This window comes from Mesorhizobium sp. M0678, from assembly GCF_040320505.1.
Taxonomy (GTDB): Bacteria; Pseudomonadota; Alphaproteobacteria; order Rhizobiales; family Rhizobiaceae; genus Mesorhizobium.
Window position 1 is genome coordinate 21,253 of record NZ_JAMYPT010000025.1, and the last position, 22,011, is coordinate 43,263.

Sequence of the window (22,011 nt, forward strand, 5' to 3'; positions counted from 1 at the left end):
GTTCCGGGTCTCTCGGAAGATCGAAGGCGTCAATGGAACAGGTCATCGCCAACGGATTCTACCTCGGTGCCCAATATGCACTGATCGCACTGGGGCTCACGCTTATCTTCGCCTTGATGAACGTGCTCAACTTCGCCCATGGGCAGATGTATGTGCTGGGCGGGTTCATCACCTACACAATCTACGGACAACTCGGGCTGCCTTTTGTTGTGGCGCTGCTGGCGTCCGGCGTGACGCTCGCTGTCGTCGGCGCGCTGATGGAGAAATTCCTCTTCCGAACTGTCATCAGGCGAAGTCTACGCGAAGAAAGCACAATGCTGCTCGCGGCGGCAACGGCATTCTTTTTTGACGCGGTCATCCTGCTGTTGTTCGGTGAAAAACAGCGCGGTGTCCCCAAGATCGTCAAGGGCGTGTTCAACGAGGGCGGCATCATCATGCCCTATGACCGTATGGTCGTCGGCGTGCTCGCACTGGTCTTCATCGCGGCCTTTGTCCTCTACATGCAGTACAGCAGGGTCGGGCGAGCCATGCGGGCGCTGGCCCAGGATCGGGTCGCCGCCCAATTGATGGGCGTTCAGGTCGATCGCTATTCGATGATCGGCTTCGCCATGGGCGCCATGCTGGCGGGCATCGTCGGCGGTCTTTTGGTCACCATCACTGGCGTCAATTCCGGCATCGGCGGGCCGATCTCGATCAAGGCCTTCATGATGGTGATGATCGGCGGCGCCGGCGTTGTCGGCGGTGCGATCGCCGGCGGCTTCATCCTTGGCATGATGGAGTCGGTCGGCCTCACCGTGCTGCGCCAATATGGCGACGTCACTTACCTCGTCATCTTCGCCGCGCTGATGGTGTTCCTGTCGATCCGCCCCAACGGGCTGATGGGCAAGCCGTGGGGTTGATGGTGCCATGACGCGTAGCGTGAAAATCGCCCCGGTTGCCGCCTTTCTGGCGATCGTCTTCATCGCCGTGCCGGTTCTGATCTCGGCCAGCGGCCGGATCGACCTCTATTACACGCTCACCTCGGTGGCGTTGCTTAGCATCGCCAGTGCCGGCGTGTGGCTCACTTTCTACATCGGCCGGATCAATATCGGCCAGGGCGCGTATGCGCTGATGGGTGGCTACGTCTCGGCCATACTTGTGGTGACCTATGGCTGGTCGTTCTGGCTGACGCTGCCGGTCGCCGGCCTGTTTTGCGCGGCCGCAAGCGTGCTTATCGGCCTGCCGATCCTGCGCCTACGCGGCGTCTACTTCGCCATGGTGACGCTGGTGCTGACCGAGGTTGCGCGGCTTCTGGCGCTGGCGCTGCCGATCACCAACGGTGCCAAGGGCATGGTCAGCATCCCGCTGCCTGGGGCGCTCACGATTCTGGGCCTCACCATCATCCCGGATTTCGCCACGTTGCATAATTCTCGGCTGGCCTTCTACCTGCTGGCGGTCGCGCTTATGCTGGTCTGTTTCGCGGTGGTGTACCGGCTGGTTCATTCGCGCGTCGGCAAGCTCTGCCAGTCGCTCCAGCAGAACGAAGATCTGGCCTCGTCGATCGGCGTCAATATCGCCTATCTGCGCGTCATAGCCTATGCCGTCTCGTCCTTCTTCGGCGGCGTCGCCGGTGCGATCTTCGCCGCCATCTCGCAGTCGATCTATCCGTCGAGCTTCACGGTCACCGACTCTGTCAACTTCATGCTGAACTGCTTCCTCGGCGGGCTCGGCTACGTATTCGGGCCGATGCTCGGCACGCTGGTGCTTTATTTCGGCTGGGACCTCCTGTTCCAGACTGGCCGGTTCCAGCTTCTGATCTACTCGACCTTGATGATCGTGCTGATGCTGTTTCTGCCCAATGGGCTGCTCAGCCTTGCGGCCACGACCCGCAAGAAGGGTTGAGCCATGGCCGATCTGCTTGAGGTCTCGGCTCTGACGAAACGCTTCGGCGGTCTCGTCGCGGTCAACAACATCTCCTTTTCGGTGCGCGAGAAGGAGATTCTGTCGGTCATCGGTCCCAACGGCGCCGGCAAGTCGACGCTATTCAAGCTGATCTCGTCGTTCCTCAGGCCGACATCGGGCGAAGTGCGCTTAAAGGGCGAGCGCATCTCCGATCTCGCGCCGCACATAGCCGCACGCAAAGGCGTCGTCCGGACGTTTCAGGAAACGACGATCTTCAAAAACATGAGCGTGCGCGACAACGTCATCATCGCTCACCATCTGCGCTCCACCGCGAGCCTGCTTGGCTTCTTCCTCGGTACTGGCACGGCTAAGGCTGACGAGGCAGCCTTTGGCGCATCAGCCGACGAGATTCTGGCGTTGCTTGGCCTGTCGTCGCTCGCCGGCGAAATCGCCCGAAACTTGCCGCACGGTCACTTGCGGGCTCTCGGCATCGCCATCGGCCTCGCCACGAGCCCGTCGATCCTGCTGCTTGACGAGCCCTTCGCCGGGATGAACCACGACGAGACGATGAGAATGGTGGCGATGGTCAGACGGTTGCGCGAGCGCGGCCTCACCATCCTTCTGGTCGAGCACGACATGCCTGCCGTAATGAAGATTTCTGACCGCATCGTCGTCTTGAATTTCGGCCAGAAGATCGCCGAGGGAACGCCAGCGGAAATCCAGAACAATGACAAGGTGATCGAGGCTTATCTCGGCAGCGAAGACGAGGCCATCGGGCTATGAACCAGATCCTGAAATTTGCTGATGTCCAACTCTACTATGATCACGTCTACGCGCTGAAGGGCGTGTCGCTGGAAGTCAATGAGGGCGAGACCGTCGCGTTGGTCGGCGCCAATGGCGCCGGCAAGTCGTCGATCCTTCGCGCCATTACTGGGCTGCGCAAGATCAAGTCCGGCGAGATCCACTACAATGGCCGGCGCATCGACGCCGCCGCCCCCGATGCGATCGTCAAGATGGGCATCGCCATGGTGCCGGAGGGACGCCGTGTCTTCCCTTACATGTCGGTCAAGGACAATCTCCTTATGGGCGCCTTCACCCGATCCGACAAGGCCGAGATCGCTGGCTCGCTGGAAATGGTGCTTGGCCGCTTCCCCCGCCTCAAGGAGCGCTATTCGCAAGCCGCCGGCACGATGAGCGGCGGCGAGCAGCAGATGCTGGTCATCGGCCGCGCGCTGATGGCCAAGCCGCGTCTGCTGCTGCTCGACGAGCCGTCGCTGGGCGTCGCGCCCAAGCTCGTCCAGGACCTTGCCCGCTCGATCGTGGCGATCAATCGCGACGAGAAAGTCAGCGTTCTGCTGGTCGAGCAGAACTCACGCATGGCGCTGCGCATTTCCCAGAGAGCCTATGCGCTGACTACCGGCAGCGTTGCGCTGAGTGGGAACTCCGCTGATTTGCTGACCGACGAACGGGTCAAGCATCTTTATCTCGGCGGCGAGATTTGAGGCTGATCGGCATGCGCATACTCGTCATCAATCCCAACACGACCGCATCGATGACCGCCAAGATCGGCAAGGTCGCGACGAGCGTCGCTTCTGCCGGGACGGAAATCGTTTCGGTGAATCCCGGCGATGGTCCGCCGAGCATCGAAGGCTATTACGACGAAGTCTTCGCTATTCCGGGTATCGTCGCCGAAATGAGCAAGGCGGCCGCTATCGATGCCTATGTCATCGCATGTTTCGACGATACCGGGCTGGACGCGGCACGTTGCGCCGCCGAGGCCCCGGTCATCGGCATCGGCGAGGCCGCCTTCCACCTCGCTAGTCTCGTCGCCGGCAAGTTCAGCGTCGTGACGACGCTCGCCCGCTCCGTCCCCGCGATCGAGCACAACCTGGCGAAATACGGCCTCGCGTCGCGCTGCGCGAAAGTCAGGTCGTCGGAAGTTGCCGTGCTCGATCTCGAACTGCCGGGCTCGGACGCCAGGGCCAGAATCTCGGACGAGATCGCGCGCGCCATCAACGAGGACAGGGCGGAGGCGATCGTTCTTGGCTGCGCAGGCATGGCCGATCTGGCAAGCAGCCTATCGGAGGAACACGGCGTTCCCGTACTCGACGGTGTCGCCTGCGCGGTCACCTTGGCAGAGAGCCTTTTCAGAGTCGGTCTGAGGACATCGAAGATTGGTGGCTACGCTGCTCCCCGCGGCAAACGGTTTTCGGGCATCTATGAATCGCTGTCTCCGGCGGGCGCTGCGGCAGCTATACCGCCGACCCAGAACGCGCCTGGCCCCACAAATTGAGATACTGTGTCCCGGGATTGACCGCCACGTAAGCGATACTAGATTGCATCGACCGTTGAGCTGTTTGGGATGAATCAGGCAGTATCGTGCCTGCGCGTTGAGAAGCATGTTGACAGTGCTCAGAGAAGAAGACCGCGACGAAAAACCGGCAGCCCGCTGGTCGCCGATTTACTATGGTCTGAGAGATGCCATCGTCAGCCACCGTCTCGCCCCTGGCACCAAGCTGCCGGAAGATGAGCTGGCGTCGATCTATTCGGTGAGCCGAACCGTCATTCGTGCCGCCCTGCAAGCTCTGGCTCATGACCGGTTGGCGCGGCTGGAGCCAAACCGCGGCGCCTTCGTGGCCCAGCCATCGACGGTGGAAGCGCGAGAGGTATTCGAGGCACGAGCGCTGATTGAACCAAAGGTGGCTTGGCTTGCCGCGAAGGCAGCAGTGCCATCCGACATTGCGCAGTTGCGGCAGCATCTCGAGAGGGAGCATGAAGCACTTCACGCCGGCCGGGACAGTGAGGCGATCATGCTGTCGGCACGTTTCCACGTAGGCGTCGCCGAAATCGCTGCACATTCGGTGTTCACCAAATTCGTTCGCGACCTTGTCTCTCATTCTTCTCTCATCATCGCACTCTACTGGAAACGGCGCGACGCGACCTGTGAGAAACACGCCCATCACGCTCTGGTCGATGCAATCGAAGCAGGGCGTAGTTCCCAAGCGGCCGACCTGATGACCAGCCATCTGGTCGACCTCCTGTCGGGGCTCGACCTCACAGACAAAATAGAAAAGTCAGACAACCTCTCGGATTTGCTTCGTCCGTAGAACAGGAGAGGACACAGCACTGCTGTACCCGAACAGCGCCAATTGCCGGCGCTGCCCGGATTATGGTCTCACGAGTTTTCGGCGCTTGATGCAGTGGGAGTGACGCCCAAGGAAACGGATCGAAAGAAGCGGGATTGGCAAGCGCGCTCCGCGCTAGCATAGTCCAGGCTCGTGAGATGGCGGTAGTTCAGGTCGCCGACCAAGTCCAGTGCCCAGATGTATTCCGCCCCCAATTGCTTCATTGACTAAGCTTGGGAAGAGGGCACTTCAATGAAGGGAAAGGTTCGGTCCCTGCGCAGGCTTACCTCGATGTGACGCGATTACTCCAATTGAAGAGGCTAAATGACTGAAGTGGTGGACTTTTTTGCGGACAGAATGACCGAGAGTGAGCGGGCAGGATCGAAGCGGATCGTAGCGTAGGGAAACATCGGATGCCGGCGCGCAGCATCGTGTCATGGCGTAGAAAAGGCGGGGCTCGCCGGGCTGAACGAAACCGCGAACTTATGTGTTGCAGATTGCCCTCAAAGCTACGCCAGAGCCCTCCGTCAGGATGCGGAAGCGTGATCGCGACCGCGCCGAGCGGATCCGGCTTGCCGGTGGCCCAAAGCCGACATTGAGGGAACGCGCCGTCTCGCTCGCTCTTGAGAACGGCGAAGTCCGGACAAAAGACCTGACCGACATCGGCGTTCCTCGCTGCTACCTCGCCCGCATGTGCAAGGAAAGCTTGCTCGTGAAGGTGGGCTATGGGAGCTACCGTGTGGCAGTTCCCAAACAGGGCCTCAAGCTAGTCCGCCATGCAGCTTAATTCGGGCTGCCGCATCTGCTATGTCGTTGACGATCGCTGCGCGCGCCTCGGCGCTGTCGCGCTTATCAAGTGCTGCAAGAAGCTTCTCATGATGCCTCACCGGGCGGCCGCGGAATACTGGCGCGCGCTGTGCCATTTGGTGCTGACGAAGCGGTTGTGACATGTTCGGCAGCCCGCGGGATAGGGCCGCGATGTTCGACTGTCTGGCTGTCGCGGTACCATACGGAACGATACGGGAAGATTTCCGACTTTGGCCCACGAAAAAGCCAATGAAATCAACAATCTTGGTACATCCTCCGGGCCCACCATATTATTACATATCAATATGTTACGCTTAATTCTTCGGGTTTGAATTGAGCGCTGTCGGGTAAATCCGTGACTTTTAGCGAAATGATTTTGGGCCCGTTCGTCGATTTTCTCCGTCTCGTTGATGGCACCCGTCACAGGTAGCTCAACACTCCCGGCTTCAAAAGACCCTTCAGCGATGCGTACGGCAATCGGCGGCAACGACGTGCAATTAGGCGGGTTCTGAACTCGGCCGTAGTCTCAAAATGCCCTTGTGCGGAGCAAAGTGTGGATCCATCCGCTTGCAGGTTCATGACCCTTCGCCAATCGCCGCTCCAGTCGCGAGCGGAATACCGGCACCAATTGCACCGGCCGCGGCGGTCCGTAGACCGCGGCTGCGGCCCGGTCATCCGCTGGCCGGGTAGTATCGCGTCTCCTGGAAGCTCCGATCTCCATTTGCCCGATGGCGCTCCCGATTGTGAAATCGGATGCAAGTGAAAAAAACTACCGGGCAATCAAAGCAGACATTTCTGGACTGTTTGCCGACTGGGGCGGAGTTTGGCGCGACGCTTGAACTTCAGCCGGAGCCCAAATGGCTTTACCATCCGATCCAGATTTCCACGCCCATGAAACACTTCGGCTGATCGGCCCTGATCCGCAGAACTGGGTGCCGGACCGCGAGGGCATCAACCACAATGTCTTCATCGTCGGCGGCGGGCAGACGGGCGCCACCTTTGCCTTCGCGTTGAGGCGCGCCGGCATCGGCAAGGTTACGGTCATCGATGCCGCGCCGGACGAGAGCAAGGCTGGCATCTGGCTCTCCCATGCGCGGATGAACCGGTTGCGAACGCCAAAGGGCTTGCCGGGGCCGGAACTCGGCTTGCCGGGCTTGAGTTTTCAGTCCTGGTACGAAGCCCGCCACGGTGCGGAAGCCTATGCCGGTTTCGACCGCATCGTACGGACGGATTGGGCGAACTACCTGAAATGGTATCGCGACTTTCTCGGCATCGGCATTCGTTACGGCACACGTCTCATTCGCATCGAGCCGGCTGGCGGGCATTTTCGCCTGCACCTCGAAGCCGACGGCACGCCATCGGTCGAAACGGCGCGCAAGATCATTCTGGCCAATGGATTTGGCGGCAGCGGCGGTCCAGTGATACCGGCGGTACTTGCCGCCTTGCCGCAGGGCCTTGTCGCACACAGTTCGGCGGCAATCGATTTTGCCTCGCTCAAGGGAAAGGCAATCGCTGTCGTCGGGTCGGCGGCTTCGGCATTCGATGCGGCCGGAGCTGCCCTTGAGGCCGGCGCGAAATCGGTGCGTCTGTTCGCCAGACGCACCAGCATCGCCAGCGTGCCGATCAACCGCGTGCGCGGCTATCCCGGGGCCTATGACAATTATCCGCTGCTGCCCGTTGCGGTGCGCTGGCGCCAGGCGCTGCGCTTCCGCGAGGCCGGTTCGACGCCACCGCTCGATGCGGTGGAGCGGGCGGTGCGGCACCAGAATTTTCATCTCCATCTCGGTGCCCCCTGGACAAATGCGGATGTCGAAGACGGCAAGGTCGTCACCGAGATCGCCGGCGAAACATTTGCCTTCGACTTCGTCATCGCCGGTACCGGCTATTTTGCCGACCCGACCCGCAAGCCGGAACTTGCCGATTTCGCCACCGCCATCCGGCTATGGCGCGACCAGTACGCGCCGTCGGAAGCAGAGCGGGATGAGTTTTTCGGCGCCCATCCTTATCTCGGCCTCGGCCATGAATTTCTCGAGAAGGCGCCGGGGGAGGCGCCATTCCTGAGGAATATCCATGTCTTCAATCCCGGCGGCTTTGTCAGTTTCGGCCTGCCGATCGGCGATGTGCCGTCGATCAGGCGCGATGTGCCGGCTGTGGTCGCGCGCATCAGCCGCGATCTCTTCCTCGCCGATCTCGACAGCCATGAGAGTCGCATAACCGGGAGCCATCCGGCCGAGTTCGGCGAAGACGCCTATGCCGCTTCCGTCTGGCGGCCGGCGCGGACGATCGCGGCGGAATAGACGCATTTCCATGGACAAACGCCGATGACCTTCAGCCCTGACCTTTCCGACCCGTTCGTCGCCACGGCGGTCGAACTGCGCGATATCTTCAATCGGGATGCCGTGGCGCGCGACAAGGCCGGCGGGCGGCCGGTCGAGCAAATCCGTCTGCTGAAGGAAAGCGGCCTGCCGTCGGCGCAGATTCCCAAGCGCTATGGCGGCAAGGGCGCACCCTGGCTGTCGGTGCTGCGCGTCGTGCGCGAATTCGCCCGCACCGACGGCTCGCTCGCCCATCTCTACGGATACCATCATCTGCCGCTCAATGGCGTGCTGTTCCGTGGCACGGAGGCGCAGAAGGACCGGCTGCTGACACGCTCGGCAAGGGAGAACTGGGTCTGGGGCAATTCCGGCAACGCCATGTCGAAGACGTCGACGGCCAGGCGCAACGGCACGGGCTGGATCCTGAGCGGCTTTCGGCCCTTTTCTTCCGGTTCGCACATCGCTGACTATATCCAGGTCGCCTGGGAGGACGGTCAGGACCGGCTGGCAGCCGCAATCCCGGCTGACCGTGAGGGCATCGTCATTGAGGACGACTGGGACGGCGTCGGACAGCGCCAGACGGGTTCCGGCAAGGTCACCTTCAAGGACGTGCATGTCGGTGATGACGAACTGATTGGCTCGCCCGCGGTGCCGCTGACGCCATTCCAGACGCTGACGTCACTGTTCCAGCAGGCGGTCCTGCTCAACCTGTTCGTCGGCAGCGCGCAAGGAGCGCTGAGCGAAGGCCGCGACTATACGGTCTCGCAATCGCGCCCCTGGGTCTATTCCGGCTATGAGAAACATACCGACGATCCGTTCGTGCAACGCAAATATGGCGACCTCTATATCCGCACGCTCGCCGCGGCCGAACTGGCCGATATAGCGGCATGCAGCCTCGATGCCGCCTATGGCCAGGGCGAGGCGTTGACCCTGGAGCAGCGCGGGCAGACGGCGATCGATCTCGCCACCGCCAATGTCTACGCTGGACAAATCGGCCTCGATGCGTCGAGCGAGGTTTTCGAGGTGATGGGCGCCCGCTCAGCCACCAAGGCCAACGGCTACGACAGGTTCTGGCGCAACGTGCGCACGCACACGCTGCACAATCCGGCCGAATACAAGAAGCGCACGATCGGCACCTGGTTGCTGACCGGGGAATTCCCGGTCGGCGGATTGTATCGCTGAGGAGGCGCGGAACATGGCCAGCCGCAAGGACAAGGTCAAGCTTGGAGCCTTTCTTCTCTTCACCGGCCACCATGTCGCAGCCTGGCGCCACCCGGAGGCAGGAGAAGGGACCAGCCTCAACGACTATGTCGAGCTGGCCCGGCTGGCGGAAGCAGCCAAGTTCGACACGATCTTCTTCGCCGACGGCGTGGCGGCGCGGCTGAAGGATCTGGAGGCCGCCAGCCGCAAGGCGCATAGCGGCGTCTATCCGTTCGAGCCGATCACGCTGCTGTCGGCACTGTCGGCTGTGACCAGGAATATCGGCCTCATCGCCACGGCGTCGACCAGTTTTTCCGATCCCTACAATCTGGCCCGCCAGTTCGCGTCGCTCGACCATCTGAGCGGCGGGCGGGCCGGCTGGAATCTGGTCACTTCGTCCGATCCGGAGGCAGCGTTCAATTTCGGTCACGAGACGCATATCCAGCATGGCGAGCGCTACGACCGCGCCGAGGAATTCGCCGATGTCGTGCTCGGCCTGTGGGACAGCTGGGAAGATGACGCCTTCCCGCGCGACAGAGCAAGCGGGCGCTATTTCGACAAGGACAAACTGCATGTGCTGAACCACAAGGGCCAGCACTTCAAGGTGCGTGGTCCCCTGAACACGCCGCGAACGCCGCAAGGCCATCCGGTCGTGGTCCAGGCCGGGGCGTCGGGTCCGGGCAAAGAGCTGGCGGCTCGTACCGCGGAAGCGATTTTCGCGGCGCAGATCACGCTCGACGAAGCCACCGCCTTCTATGCCGACGTCAAGGGCAGGCTCGGCAAATATGGCCGCTCGGAGGATGACCTGAAAGTCCTGCCAGGCATTTTCCCGGTCGTCGGCCGCACCGAAGCCGAGGCGCGGGAGAAGTTCGAACAGCTGCAGGATCTCATCCAGCCGGAAGTCGGCCTCGGTCTGGTCTCGGCGCTGGCCGGCGGCTTCGACCTCAGCGCCTATCCGCTCGACGGGCCGGTGCCGGATTTGCCGGAGACCAATGCCGGCAAGAGCCGGCAGGCTCTGGTGATCGATCTGGCGCGACGCGAGAATCTGACGATCCGGCAGCTCTATCTGCGCATCGCCGGCGCCCGCGGCCACTGGCAAGTGGTCGGCACGCCGCAACAGATCGCCGACATCATGGAAGAGCGGTTCGAGAATTACGGTGCCGACGGCTTCAACATCATGGCGCCGATCATGCCCGGCGGCCTGAAGGATTTCATCGAGCTGGTGGTGCCGGAACTGCGCCGCCGTGGCCTGTTCCGCGATGAGTATGAGGGCAGCACCTTGCGCGACAATCTCGGCCTGAAGCGGCCGGCAAACCGCTTTTCGCGGCATGCCGCGGCGGCTGCGGAGTAGGCCGGCAATGGCGCGCGACACGCTCTTTCTCATCCAGCCGGGTTTCGCCGACCCAAAGCAGCCGGGCCAGACGTTCGTCTGCCCCTATTGCAACCAGGTTGAGGGATTGCTCGCTGCCTTTCCCGATCTCGCCAGCAGACTAGACGTCGAACGCGTCCCGTTCGCAAGGCCGAGGGGCAAGGTGATCGACGCGCTCGGCGAACGGCACCAGTCGCTGCCGGTGCTGATCATCGGCAGCGATCCGCCCGCCGACTTGCCGACGGCCAAGGGCAAGGTCTTCGCCGATGACACCAGGCGCATTCTTGCACTGCTTGCCGAGCGCCACGGCTTCCCGCATCTGCATGAGTGAGACGATGACCTTCGATCCCGATACGTCCAATCCATGGATCGCCAAGGCGGTCGAGCTGCGCGACATCTTTGCCCGCGATGCGGTCGAGCGCGACCAGCTTGGCGGCAGGCCTACCGAACAGATCCGTCTGCTCAAGCAAAGCGGCCTGCTCACCATCGTGATCCCCAAGGAATTCGGCGGCGCCGGGGAACCCTATTCGACGGCGCTGAAGATCGGCCGCGAGTTCGCCAAGGTCGACGGCTCGATCGGCCATATCTACGGCTACCATTTCAGCGCGCTGATCGCCGCCAGGCTCAATTCGGACGAACCGCGCTCAGCCGATCTGCTACGGCGTTCGGCTGCCGGCGACTGGTTCTGGGGCAACACCGGCAACAGTTTTTCCAAAACGCTGTTCGGCCGCAAAGATGGCGAGTGGACGATCGTCAACGGCTTCAAACCCTTCGCCTCCGGCTCGCATGTCGCCGACTATCTTTCGACCTCGTGGGAAGACGAGGTCAGCGGCGAGAGGAAATTCGCGGCGATCCCCGCGAACCGCGAAGGCATCACCGTTCTCGATGACTGGGACGGCATCGGCCAGACGCAGACCGGCAGCGGCAAGGTCGCCTACAAGGACGTCAGGATCCACGACAGCGAGTTGGTGCGCGGTTGGGTCGACGCGTCACTGCCGATCCGCACCATCGGCCCGCTGCAGCAGCAAAGTGTACTGCTCAATGTCTTCATCGGCACGGCCCAGGGCGCGCTGCTGGCGGCACGAGACTACACGCTCAATAGTTCGCGGCCGTGGATGTATTCCGGCGTCGAGCGCCATATCGACGATCCATGGATCAAGCGGCAGTATGGCGAACTCTGGGTCAAGACGCGGGCAGCGACAGTGCTGGCCGATCGGGCTGCGGCGGCGATCGATCATGCGATCGCGCGCGGCAAGGCGCTGACCGAGCAAGAACGCGGCGAGGCGGCGGTTGCCGTCGCCGCGGCCAATGTGCTGGCAGGCGATGTCGCGCTCGAAGTCACGACCGAGATATTCGAGGTGATGGGTGCCCGCTCCGCAGTGCGCAAATACGGCTTCGACCGCTTCTGGCGCAACGCACGCATTCACACCTTGCACAACCCTGCCGAATACAAGACCCGCACTGTCGGCACCTGGTATCTGACCGGCGCTTATCCCGAGCCCGGCGTCTTTCGATGAGCGGCCGGCAGCTCCATCTCAACGTCAACATCCTGCATGCCGGCTTCTCGCCGGCGGCATGGCGGATGGACGGCGTCGACCCCTATGCCGCCTTCACCGTCGACCACTATGTACAGGTGGCGAAGATCGCAGAGCGCGCAAAGCTCGACGCCGTATTCCTTGCCGACCAGGCGGCGATATCGGACCGCATTGACTATCGTCCGATCACGTCGCTGGAGCCGACCATCGTGCTGGCGACGGTAGCCGCCGCAACCGAGCGCATCGGCCTGATCGCCACCGCTTCAACCAGCTTCAACGAGCCCTACAATATCGCCAGGCGCTTCGCGACGCTCGACCATGTCAGCGGCGGACGCATCGGCTGGAACATCGTCACCACGGCCGATCCCGCCTCGGCCCGCAATTTCGGCCTCAACGGTGCCATCGATCACGGCCGGCGCTACGAGCGGGCGGCGGAATTCGCTGACATCGTCAAGGCATTGTGGGACAGCTGGGAGGACGATGCCTTCATCGGTGATGTCGCCAGCGGGCGCTTCGTCGATGCCACCAAGGTTCACGCCATCGACCACAAGGGCGCACATTTCTCGGTGCACGGGCCGCACAATGTGCCGCGTTCGCCGCAAGGGCATCCGGTGGTCGTCCAGGCCGGCGGGTCCGATGACGGCAAGGACCTCGCCGCCCGCCACGCCGAAGCCGTGTTTTCCGCATCGCAATCTTTCGAGGAAGCGCTCGGCTATGCGCGGGAACTTAAGGCGCGTGCCGTCGCCTATGGCCGCACCGGCGGCGTGCCGCTCAACCTCGCCGGCCTAGCCACCATCATCGGCAGCACAGAGGCGGAAGCGGAGCGGCGGCAAGAAGAGCTGTGGGATCGCATTCCGCTCGACTACAGCCTTGGGCGGCTGTCCGGCGTGCTCGGCATCGACCGCGAGCGATTGAAGCTGGACGAGAAGTTGCCGGAAGGGACTCAACTGCCCCCCAACGGCGGCCACACCTTCTTCAAGGCCACGCTCGCGCTCGCCCGCAGCAATGATTTCACGGTTCGCCAGCTGATCCGGGCGCTGAACGGCAGCACTGGCCACCGCACCATCGTCGGCACGCCGGAGCAGATCGCCGACGATATCGAAAGATGGTTTGTCGCCGGCGCCGCCGACGGCCTCAACCTGATGCCGGACGTGCTGCCGACCGGACTGGAGGTCTTTGTCGATACGGTGGTGCCGATCCTGCGCCGGCGAGGGCTGTTCCGAACGGAATATGAAGGGCGCACGCTGCGCGACCATCTCGGCCTTGCCCGGCCCGAAAGCCGCTTTGCACCGCAGCCGAGCAAGGCGCCAGGGCTGCTAGGGGCAGCCCTTTGAGTGATCATCAAAATACAACGGAGCGGAAGGTCCTGCCATTGACCTCCATGCCCGGCCAAAATACAGGCCCGACAATGAGCGCTGATACCGAATTTCTTTGGTACATCCCGAACCAGGTCGATCCCGGTCACCGCGGCGAGCCGGCCGTCGAGGACCACAACAGCCTGGAGACGCTGACCAGCCACGCGAAGGCGCTTGAGGAGCATGGCTGGAAGGGCGCGCTGATCGGTACCGGCTGGGGTCGGCCCGACACTTTTACTGTCGCGGCCTCCCTCGCCGCGCGGACCACCTCCTTCGAGCCGCTCATCGCGATCCGCCCGGGGTACTGGCGGCCGGCGCACTTCGCATCCGCCGTAGCCACGCTCGACCAGCTGACCGCCGGTCGCGTGCGTATCAACATAGTGTCAGGCAAGGACAACCTCGCGGCATATGGAGATAGCGAAGGCGACCAGATACATCGCTATGCCCGCACCAGAGAGTTCATGCGGCTGGTTCGCAGACTTTGGACCGAAGAGAACGTGACCTTTGCGGGCGAGCACTTCCGGGTCACCGGGTCGACCGTCATGCCCCGCATCCATGTCTGTGGCGATCGTCGCCATCCCAAGCTCTACTTCGGCGGCGCGTCGGAGGCGGCCGAGTGGGTGTCGGCCAGCGAGGCGGATGTCCAGCTCTTCTGGGGAGAGCCGCTCGACGGCGTCCGGGAGCGGATCGAGCGGCTCAAAGCCTTGAGCAGGGAACTTGGCCGAGACCTCCCGCCTCTGGAATTCGGGTTGCGGGTCACCACGCTGGTCCGCGACACCACCGGGCAGGCCTGGGCGGACGCCGAGGCGAAGGTCGACGAGATAGCCAAGGGCAAGGGCGCCGGCTGGAACGATCACGGTCGGGCGGTAGCGGTGGGTCAGCAGCGGCTGCTCGATCTGCACGCGCGCGGCGAGGTGCTGGACGACAACCTCTATACGGCGCCGGGCAAGTACGGCGGCGGCGGCGCCGGCACCACCTGGCTGGTCGGCTCGGCCGCCGACGTCGCCCGCTCGCTCGGCAGGTACCGGGATCTGGGCATCACACACTTCGTGCTCTCGGACACGCCGTATCTTTCCGAGATCAAGCGGCAAGGCGATCAGTTGCTTCCGCTATTGCGCAATGGGGCCTAAGCCGCGCTTCTTGAATGACCTGGGGTCGTCAGAACACCGAATAAGCCAGATTGCCAAATAGGGAAGAAAATGTCACAGCCGGCCGCCTTCAGCATCCGCCCTTCCGACGCCGACCTACGTGGTGAAGCGGCGCTACGGCGGCGTTATCGAGCGCCGCAAAGCGCGCATACCGGCAACTGGAACGAAGCCCTCGAGGCGATCCTTTCGCATCGCTCGGTCCGCAACTATCTCGTCGAGCCGCTGCCGGATGGCACGCTCGAACTGATCGTCGCTGCCGCCCAGTCGGCCCCGACCTCTTCCAATCTCCAGGCGTGGAGCGTCATCGCAGTCGAGGATCCGGCGCGCAAGGCGCGGCTTGCCGGACTGGCGGCGGTCAATCGCCATATCGAGCAGGCGCCGCTGGTGCTGGTCTGGCTGGCGGACCTGTCGCGCCTGCGCGCTATTGCCGAGGCAAACGGACGGGTGGGCGAGGGCCTCGACTACCAAGAGAGTCTTCTGCTGGCCGTGATCGACGCCGCACTTGCCGCACAGAATGCGGTGGTGGCGATCGATGCGCTCGGGCTCGGCTCCTGCTACATCGGCGCGATGCGCAATCATCCGCAGGAGGTGGCGCGCGAACTCGGCCTCCCGCCGGAAACCGTGGCGGTGTTCGGCCTGACCGTCGGCTATCCCGATCTCCTGGCTGCGACTGACATCAAGCCCAGACTGCCCCAGGCTGTGGTGCTGCACCGCGAGCGCTATCAGTCAGACCTCGATCCGGACGATCTTGCAACCTACAACCGGACGCTTCGTTCATTCCAGCAGGAGCAGGCGATGCCTGTGGTCGACTGGACGGAGTTGATGTCGAACCGCATCGGCAGCAAAGCAGCGCTGAAAGGCCGTGATCGCCTGGGCGAAGCGCTTAAAGCGCTCGGCTTCAAACTCAAATAGGGGCGCGCGCCTGCTCGCGAGAGACCGAGGTGAGACTATTCCGCAGCGACGATGGCGATGCGAGCCGGCAGCGGCACCGGCGGCGTGAAGTCGAGCGCGCCAAGCCGACGCGCCTCGGCCTTCAGCCAGGCATGAAAGCGCTCGACCGTCGCCAGCTTCGCCTTGTGCGGCGTCGTCGCGAAATAATAGGAAAACTCGACCGGCTGCGGCGAGCCGAATGGGCTGACCAGACGCCCCGCGGCAAGGTCGGGTTCGGCCAGCCGAAATTTGCCAAGACCGATGCCCTTGCCGGCAGCAGCGGCGTCGAGAACCAGCGAGGACTGGCTAAGCCGTATGCCGCCCTCGACAAGCCGGCCGGACAGGCCGTTGGATCTCAGCCAGCCCTTCCAGTCGGGGCAGCTTGGATCGCGTTCCGGTCCGTCCTCATGCAGGATCGGCGCTTCACGCAGGCCCTCCGGCCCGCGATAGAGACCGTGCATGCGAGCAAATTCCGGGCTGCAGACGGGCAGCACCGCTTCCGAAAAAAGCCGTTCCGTCAGCAGGCCGCTATAGGCGCCCGACCCGTAGCGGATGACGCAGTCGACGTCTTCGCTGGCAAAGTCGGCAAGCCTGGTCGATGCGTTGACCAGCACTTCTAGGCCGGGTACCGCGTCGCGCAGTGCGTCGAGGCGCGGGATCAGCCATTTGCTGGCGAAGGAGGGCGCGACCGACACTTTGATCGGCGCATCCTCCTCGTCGCCGGAAATCCGCGCGACCGACTCGACAACGACGTCGAAAGCCTCGGTGAGGCCGGGCATCAGCGCCTGGCCGGCCGACGTCAGCAGAAGCTCGCCGCGGTTGCGATGGAACAGCGGTTGACCGAGGTGATCCTCGAGCAGGCGGATCTGCTGGCCGATGGCGGCAGGCGTCACATGGAGTTCTTCGGCCGCCCGCGTAAAGCTCAGGTGGCGGGCGGTTGCGACAAAAGCGCGAAGCGACGTCAGCGGCGGAAGCCTCGCCAGCGTCGGCCGCAGCTTCCTTGATTTTGCGCGAATGAGATCGACCATGGAGCGCATTCAACACGTTCAGGCCGGGCGCGACGAGGGCGGGCTTTGCGCCAAAGTGCCCGGTGGAAAATTTCGTTTGCCGCAGCGTCGCGGCAGCGGGAACGGAAATCTAAAAAATCGTAATGTCTACAATTCTTGTAGAAATAAGATCGGAGCGCTGATTTGGGCGTCGAGCAGCTTTGCCAGATCCTGGAATGAAACGGTCGTGCGAAGCGGTGCTTTCGGCAGACGATAGAAAATCATTCTTCCGGTTTTGCGGCGTGGCAGAGATCATCGCGTCGAGGCGCCGGAGTGTGTTCGGCCGCCGGATGCCATCGAAGCCGTTTTCCGGAGCTCAAGGCCATGTCTGTCAATCGTCGTCATTTCAACCAGCTCTTGCTGCTTGGCGGTGCGAGCTTCGCATTGCCCGGTCTTTCCTTTGCCGCCGAAGGCACGCCGGTTCAGGGCGGTACGCTCAACTGGGCCTACTATCCCGACCCCACGTCGCTGATCGCCATCAACACCTCGTCGGGCACCGGCCAGGCGATCGGGCCCAAGGTCAATGAGGGCCTGCTGGATTTCGACTATGATCTCAACCCGAAACCGCTGCTGGCGACGGAATGGTCGACCAGCGATGACGGCCTGCGCTATACCTTCAAGCTGCGCGAGGGCGTCAAATGGCACGATGGCAAGGATTTCACCTCGCAGGACGTTGCCTTCACCATCTTTCGGCTGAAGGAGGCGCATCCGCGAGGCCGCATCACCTACCAGAACGTGACGGCGGTAGAGACGCCTGATCCGCACACCGCCATCATCGTGCTTTCAAAGCCGGCGCCCTATTTGATCACGGCGCTGAGCAGTTCGGAATCGCCGATCGTGCCGAAACACGTCTATGAAACGTTCAAGCCGGCGGAGCAGCCCAAGCTGGAGCAGACGATCGGCACCGGTCCCTTCGTGCTCAAGGAATGGGTGCCCGGCAGCCATCTGATCTTCGACCGCAACCCGGACTATTGGGATGCGCCCAGGCCCTATCTCGACCGTGTCGTGCTGCATGTTATCCTCGACCCGGCCGCACGCTCGGCGGCTCTTGAAACCGGCGAGATCGATATCGGCGCCAATCCCGTGCCGCTGGCCGATATCGAGCGGCTGAAGGCAAACCCAGCTCTGGTCGTCGACACCAACACCTACGCCTATTCCGGCCCGCAGCAGCAATTGTTCTTCAATTACGAAAACGAAATCCTGACTAAGCGCGATGTGCGCCTAGCCATTGCCCACGCCATCGACCTGCAGAAGCTGGTCGACATCGCGCTCTATGGCTATGCGCAGGTGTCGCCAAGTCCGATCAGCACGGCACTGCCAAAATGGTATGACCCCAGCATCAAGGCGCGCGAGCCCGATACCAAACTGGCGGAGAAACTGCTCGACGACGCCGGCTATCCGCGTGGCGCCGATGGCACGCGCTTCAAGCTGCGGCTCGCCTATAACGCGTTCCTGCCAGCGTCCTATGCCGATTTCATCAAGCAGTCGCTGGCAGTGGTCGGCATCGACGCCGAGATCCTGAAGCTCGACCTGTCGACGTTCCTGAAGACCGTCTACACCGACCGCGCCTGGGACCTGGTGGTCGAGTCGCTCTCGAACACCTTCGATCCGACGCTCGGTGTTCAGCGCGCCTACTGGTCGAAGAACTTCAAGATCGGCCTCGTCTTCTCCAACGCCAGCCACTATGCAAACCCCGAGGTCGACCAGATCCTAGAAGCGGCGGCGATCGAGCCCGATGAGACCAAGCGGCGCGAGCTCTGGTACAAGTTCCAGCACATCATCCATGACGACGTGGTGTCGGTCGATCTCGTGGCGGCCGGCGCGCAGATTGTCGCCAACAAGAAAGTCCGGGATTTTGCGCCTGGCGCGCAAGGGATCAACAACAGCTTTGCACAGATCTGGCTCGCGCCAAACGCCTAAGTGCAAGTCCCTTTGGTTGGGATCGGCGCGTGAAAACGGCGACCCCGACTTCTCCACTAAAGGATAAATCGCGCCAACGCGGAGTACCGACCATGACCATCAACCGACGCCTGTTCAACCAGTTCCTGCTGCTGGCCGGCGCGAGCGCCGCACTTCCCGCCGGGGCATTCGCAGAAGACGCAAGGCCGGTGGCCGGCGGCACGCTCAATTTCGTCTACTATCCCGAGCCCAACCAGATCGTTTCCATCAACACCAGCGCCGGCGGACCGGCCACCATCGGTCCGAAGATTTTCGACGGCCTGCTCGCCTACGACTACGATCTCAATCCGCGACCGCAACTGGCCACCGAATGGTCGATCAGCGACGACGGGCTCGAATATGTCTTCAAGCTGCGCCAGGGGGTGAAGTTCAGCGACGGCCATGATCTGACCTCCGAGGACGTGGCCTTTTCGATCTCGCGGCTGCGCGAAGCGCATCCGCGCGGGCGCATCACCTTCCAGAACGTCACCGACATCGACACGTCGGACCCGTATATCGTGAAGATCAAATTGTCGAAGCCATCCGCCGCGCTGATCTCGGGGCTGGCCGCGACGGAATCGCCGGTCGTGCCCAAGCACGTATACGAGAAACTGAAGCCGGCTGACGATCCGTCCTTCGAGCAGATCATCGGCAGCGGGCCGTTCGTGCTGAAGGAATGGGTGAAGGGCAGCCACATCCTCGTCGAAAAGAACCCGACCTATTGGGATGCGCCTAAACCCTATCTCGACCGGATCATTTTCCGCTTCATCACCGATCCGGGTGCACGCGCCGCGGCACTGGAGGCCGGCGAGGTCGACATCGGACCGAACCCGGTGGCGTTTGCCGACCTGGAGCGTTTCAAGGCGCTGCCGCAATTCGTAGTCGACAGCACGGTCTTCGCCTACAGCGGCCCGCTGCACCAGTTGATCATCAATCTCGAAAACCCGATCCTGAAGGAGAAGAAGGTCCGCCAAGCAATCGCGCACGCGATCGACCTCGACGCGGTCAATGCAATCGTGTTTTACGGTTATGGCCAAGTCTCGCCGACGCCGATCAGCGTCGTCAACAAGAAGTATTTCGATCCCGACGTAAAGGCCGCGACCGTCGATACGGCATTGTCGGAAAAACTGCTCGACGAGGCCGGCTTCAAGCGGGGAGCGGACGGCGTACGCTTCAAGCTCAGGCTCACCAACAATCCCTACAACCCTTGGGGCTATGCCGATTTCCTCAAGCAGGCATTGGCCAAGATAGGCATCGATGCCGAGATCGAAAAATTCGACTTCGGAACCTATGTCAAAACCATCTACACCGATCGCACCTGGGACCTGTCGACGGAATCCTGCGGCAACATCTTCGATCCGAGCGCCGGCGCGCAGCGGCTCTACTGGTCGAAGAACATCAAGAAAGGGCTGCCGTTCTCCAACGGCGCGCACTATGAGAACCCGGAGGTTGACCGGTTGCTGGAAGCCGCATCGGTCGAGCTCGACGAGGCCAAGCGCAAGCAGCTCTTCTTCAAGTTCCAGGAGATCATCGCCGATGAGTTGCCGATCATCAATCTGATCGCGCCGCCGACCATCATCATCGCCCGCAAAACCGTCAAGAACTACGCACCGGGTGCCGAAGGCCTGTCGGCCAGTTTCGCCGACGCCTATATCGATCCGAACGCCTGACCCTGCAGGGCAATCGGAATGAGAAAGGGCTGCATCTCGATGCGGCCCCTTTTTGTGTTTCTGTCGCCTTGATGTGCAGCATGCTCAGGCCAGAGCACGCAGCCTTGGGCTGGCCTTGACCAGAAGGTCGGCAAGGGCGATGGCCTGAGCCAGCTGTTCGCCGATGGAACTCGATTCCCAGGCAACGCCGCGCAGCGGATGGCCGACGGCAAACAGATTGCCGTGGGTCCTGCCGTTACGGGAAATTACCTGACCTTCGCGCGTGGCATCGATGCCGAAGCTGGTCGCATGCGGCCTAACGATGCCGTTCTCGAGCAGGCTTTGGACGAATGGATCGGCGATCCGCCGCCAGTCGTGCTCCTGATGGCCGCGGCAGTTGACGACACCATCGAAACGCAGGCGTTCGACCGCGCCGCTATCGCGCCAGCGGATCTCGGCGGCAATGCCGTCGGCTTCCGGATTGAGCGCCAGCACCCGTCCCGCTCCACCCGTCCAACGGCCTTGGCTTCGCGCCAGTGCCACGCGCTCAAAGCTCGGTGGCGCCGCGCGGTGCGCGGTGACATCCCAGAAGGCGCGCAGATGGCGTGCGAACTTCAAGCGCTCCCTGTCGGTGGCGCCTTGCCACAAGGCCAGGATCCACGGCCGGATCGTCAGTGGCAGCCCTTGCCAGTCCAGGCCGGTGGTTTCGATTGCCCGGCGTTCGGCCTTGACCAGTGCGAGAAGCGCCCTGGTGGTTTTCGGCAGCGGCCGCCCGGTGAGGAAATCGCGCCACGCTTCCGCGTTGCGCCGAGGTTCGACGATCTGTCCGCGCCGCGACACGACGCGATAACCGCCCTTGAAGCCGCGCGCTTCCATGCTGGCGACGACGTCGACCATGCTGAGGCTGGAGCCGATCAGCAGCAGTTCCTTGCTGCCGGCGAGCCGATCGAGCGCCGCCGAATCCCAGGGATTGGCGACATAACGGGGATCGCTGACGACGGCTGCTTCCGTGGTGGACGGCTGGCTCTGGAACACCCCGGTTGCCAGCACGGCCTCATCGGCCAGCAATTGCTGGCCGTCGCCGGTGCCGACGCATACCCCTGACGGGCCGGTCAGCATGTCGACGGCGGATGCCTTGATGTGGCGCAGCGACGAACGCCCGTCTGCTTCTCTGATCGCTCTCGTCAGTTCGGACTGGACATAGCTGCCGAACAGCCAGCGCGGCGGGCTTGAGTCCGGGACATCCTCGGGCGGTGTCCAGCCGTGCTCCGGCCCATTCGCCATAAGCCAGCGAACGAGGTGATCGGGATCGTCCGGATGCAGCGAGAAGATGCGCGCCGCGCCGTTGACGAGGTGTTGTGGATCGACGGTGCTATAGGCAACGCCGCGACCGAGCTCGGCCCGGCGCTCGATGATGGTGATTGCCAGCGGCTCAGTTGAACGGTCGAGCAGCTTGATCGCGGTAACCGCGCCGGCAAAGCCGCCGCCAACGATGATGATTGAACGAGGGATCGAGCGTAGCGGGGAGGAAGGGGTATGAAGCATCAAGAACCTTTGCGACGCCGGTGGTCGTGGCTCTAGCCCATCGCCCCGGCAACGATCATCGTGCTTTCCCGTAACCCGATGTCAAAAAACAATAATTGCCAGCTGGCGAAAGGCATTCTTTCACTCAGCGGGTTTGGCAGGCGCTAGATAGGAACGCCCTTTGCGACC

General features: G+C 62.7%; 18 protein-coding genes. 16 read left to right on the top strand and 2 right to left on the bottom strand.

The window, feature by feature from the left end:
* The first annotated feature begins 32 nt into the window (after nt 1–32).
* The 14 genes from NKI29_RS28555 to NKI29_RS28620 all read left to right on the top strand — a co-directional run bounded on the left by NKI29_RS28555 (nt 33) and on the right by NKI29_RS28620 (nt 15,647).
* Entirely contained in the window at nt 33–899 is an 867-nt protein-coding gene (locus NKI29_RS28555) for a branched-chain amino acid ABC transporter permease (protein WP_023679424.1), read from the top strand.
* A 7-nt stretch (nt 900–906) separates the two neighbouring features.
* Nucleotides 907–1,881, top strand: a complete 975-nt coding sequence (locus NKI29_RS28560) for a branched-chain amino acid ABC transporter permease (protein WP_023679425.1) — start codon at nt 907–909, stop codon at nt 1,879–1,881.
* A gap of 3 nt (nt 1,882–1,884) precedes the next feature.
* Entirely contained in the window at nt 1,885–2,664 is a 780-nt protein-coding gene (locus NKI29_RS28565) for an ABC transporter ATP-binding protein (RefSeq protein WP_023679426.1), read from the top strand.
* Complete coding sequence (locus NKI29_RS28570; RefSeq protein WP_023679427.1) at nt 2,661–3,383, top strand: ABC transporter ATP-binding protein; 723 nt, start codon at nt 2,661–2,663, stop codon at nt 3,381–3,383. The genes NKI29_RS28565 and NKI29_RS28570 overlap by 4 nt, the downstream gene beginning before the upstream one ends.
* An 11-nt stretch (nt 3,384–3,394) precedes the next feature.
* Complete coding sequence (locus NKI29_RS28575; RefSeq protein WP_352647876.1) at nt 3,395–4,174, top strand: aspartate/glutamate racemase family protein; 780 nt, start codon at nt 3,395–3,397, stop codon at nt 4,172–4,174.
* A 106-nt stretch (nt 4,175–4,280) separates the two neighbouring features.
* Nucleotides 4,281–4,988 (top strand): GntR family transcriptional regulator, encoded by a 708-nt coding sequence (locus NKI29_RS28580; RefSeq protein WP_352621166.1) that lies wholly within the window; start codon nt 4,281–4,283, stop codon nt 4,986–4,988.
* Between the two features lie 1,682 nt (nt 4,989–6,670).
* The gene (locus NKI29_RS28585; protein ID WP_352637657.1) at nt 6,671–8,110 is read left to right on the top strand and encodes an NAD(P)-binding domain-containing protein; all 1,440 of its coding nucleotides are present in this window, start codon (nt 6,671–6,673) and stop codon (nt 8,108–8,110) included.
* 24 nt (nt 8,111–8,134) lie between these two features.
* Nucleotides 8,135–9,310 (top strand): acyl-CoA dehydrogenase family protein, encoded by a 1,176-nt coding sequence (locus NKI29_RS28590; RefSeq protein ID WP_352798022.1) that lies wholly within the window; start codon nt 8,135–8,137, stop codon nt 9,308–9,310.
* 13 nt (nt 9,311–9,323) lie between these two features.
* Nucleotides 9,324–10,679, top strand: coding sequence for an LLM class flavin-dependent oxidoreductase (locus NKI29_RS28595; RefSeq protein WP_352637661.1), 1,356 nt, complete (start codon nt 9,324–9,326; stop codon nt 10,677–10,679).
* A 7-nt stretch (nt 10,680–10,686) separates the two neighbouring features.
* Nucleotides 10,687–11,028: a DUF3088 domain-containing protein gene (locus tag NKI29_RS28600; protein ID WP_352783388.1), complete on the top strand. Its 342-nt coding sequence runs from the start codon at nt 10,687–10,689 to the stop codon at nt 11,026–11,028.
* Nucleotides 11,029–11,032: 4 nt separating this feature from the next.
* Complete coding sequence (locus tag NKI29_RS28605) at nt 11,033–12,214, top strand: acyl-CoA dehydrogenase family protein (RefSeq protein ID WP_352747522.1); 1,182 nt, start codon at nt 11,033–11,035, stop codon at nt 12,212–12,214.
* A complete protein-coding gene (locus tag NKI29_RS28610) occupies nt 12,211–13,566 on the top strand; it encodes an LLM class flavin-dependent oxidoreductase (protein ID WP_023679437.1) in 1,356 nt (451 codons plus the stop codon). Before NKI29_RS28605 ends, NKI29_RS28610 begins: the two co-directional genes overlap by 4 nt.
* 74 nt (nt 13,567–13,640) lie before the next feature.
* Complete coding sequence (locus NKI29_RS28615) at nt 13,641–14,717, top strand: LLM class flavin-dependent oxidoreductase (protein WP_023679438.1); 1,077 nt, start codon at nt 13,641–13,643, stop codon at nt 14,715–14,717.
* A gap of 69 nt (nt 14,718–14,786) precedes the next feature.
* Nucleotides 14,787–15,647: an NADPH-dependent oxidoreductase gene (locus NKI29_RS28620; RefSeq protein ID WP_023679439.1), complete on the top strand. Its 861-nt coding sequence runs from the start codon at nt 14,787–14,789 to the stop codon at nt 15,645–15,647.
* A gap of 35 nt (nt 15,648–15,682) precedes the next feature.
* On the opposite strand, the gene gcvA is transcribed toward NKI29_RS28620, so the two are convergent.
* Entirely contained in the window at nt 15,683–16,693 is a 1,011-nt protein-coding gene (gene gcvA, locus NKI29_RS28625; protein ID WP_023679440.1) for a transcriptional regulator GcvA, read from the bottom strand.
* A gap of 342 nt (nt 16,694–17,035) precedes the next feature.
* On the opposite strand from gcvA, the gene NKI29_RS28630 reads away from it, so the two are divergent.
* Both NKI29_RS28630 and NKI29_RS28635 read left to right on the top strand, forming a co-directional pair.
* Nucleotides 17,036–18,631 carry an ABC transporter substrate-binding protein gene (locus NKI29_RS28630; protein ID WP_352783401.1) on the top strand — a complete coding sequence of 532 codons (1,596 nt, stop codon included), beginning with the start codon at nt 17,036–17,038 and terminating at the stop codon, nt 18,629–18,631.
* A gap of 92 nt (nt 18,632–18,723) precedes the next feature.
* The gene (locus tag NKI29_RS28635; protein WP_352647901.1) at nt 18,724–20,319 is read left to right on the top strand and encodes an ABC transporter substrate-binding protein; all 1,596 of its coding nucleotides are present in this window, start codon (nt 18,724–18,726) and stop codon (nt 20,317–20,319) included.
* 84 nt (nt 20,320–20,403) lie between these two features.
* Here the strand turns inward: NKI29_RS28635 and NKI29_RS28640 are convergent, their stop codons facing one another.
* Entirely contained in the window at nt 20,404–21,843 is a 1,440-nt protein-coding gene (locus NKI29_RS28640) for an FAD/NAD(P)-binding protein (RefSeq protein ID WP_352647904.1), read from the bottom strand.
* Nucleotides 21,844–22,011: the final 168 nt, after the last annotated feature.

Coding starts and splice junctions, on each gene's coding strand:
- NKI29_RS28555 (WP_023679424.1), top strand. CDS start 33: ATGGAACAGGTCATCGCCAACGGATTCTACCTCGGTGCCCAATATGCA.
- NKI29_RS28560 (WP_023679425.1), top strand. CDS start 907: ATGACGCGTAGCGTGAAAATCGCCCCGGTTGCCGCCTTTCTGGCGATC.
- NKI29_RS28565 (WP_023679426.1), top strand. CDS start 1,885: ATGGCCGATCTGCTTGAGGTCTCGGCTCTGACGAAACGCTTCGGCGGT.
- NKI29_RS28570 (WP_023679427.1), top strand. CDS start 2,661: ATGAACCAGATCCTGAAATTTGCTGATGTCCAACTCTACTATGATCAC.
- NKI29_RS28575 (WP_352647876.1), top strand. CDS start 3,395: ATGCGCATACTCGTCATCAATCCCAACACGACCGCATCGATGACCGCC.
- NKI29_RS28580 (WP_352621166.1), top strand. CDS start 4,281: ATGTTGACAGTGCTCAGAGAAGAAGACCGCGACGAAAAACCGGCAGCC.
- NKI29_RS28585 (WP_352637657.1), top strand. CDS start 6,671: ATGGCTTTACCATCCGATCCAGATTTCCACGCCCATGAAACACTTCGG.
- NKI29_RS28590 (WP_352798022.1), top strand. CDS start 8,135: ATGACCTTCAGCCCTGACCTTTCCGACCCGTTCGTCGCCACGGCGGTC.
- NKI29_RS28595 (WP_352637661.1), top strand. CDS start 9,324: ATGGCCAGCCGCAAGGACAAGGTCAAGCTTGGAGCCTTTCTTCTCTTC.
- NKI29_RS28600 (WP_352783388.1), top strand. CDS start 10,687: ATGGCGCGCGACACGCTCTTTCTCATCCAGCCGGGTTTCGCCGACCCA.
- NKI29_RS28605 (WP_352747522.1), top strand. CDS start 11,033: ATGACCTTCGATCCCGATACGTCCAATCCATGGATCGCCAAGGCGGTC.
- NKI29_RS28610 (WP_023679437.1), top strand. CDS start 12,211: ATGAGCGGCCGGCAGCTCCATCTCAACGTCAACATCCTGCATGCCGGC.
- NKI29_RS28615 (WP_023679438.1), top strand. CDS start 13,641: ATGAGCGCTGATACCGAATTTCTTTGGTACATCCCGAACCAGGTCGAT.
- NKI29_RS28620 (WP_023679439.1), top strand. CDS start 14,787: ATGTCACAGCCGGCCGCCTTCAGCATCCGCCCTTCCGACGCCGACCTA.
- gcvA (WP_023679440.1), bottom strand. CDS start 16,693: ATGGTCGATCTCATTCGCGCAAAATCAAGGAAGCTGCGGCCGACGCTG.
- NKI29_RS28630 (WP_352783401.1), top strand. CDS start 17,036: ATGTCTGTCAATCGTCGTCATTTCAACCAGCTCTTGCTGCTTGGCGGT.
- NKI29_RS28635 (WP_352647901.1), top strand. CDS start 18,724: ATGACCATCAACCGACGCCTGTTCAACCAGTTCCTGCTGCTGGCCGGC.
- NKI29_RS28640 (WP_352647904.1), bottom strand. CDS start 21,843: ATGCTTCATACCCCTTCCTCCCCGCTACGCTCGATCCCTCGTTCAATC.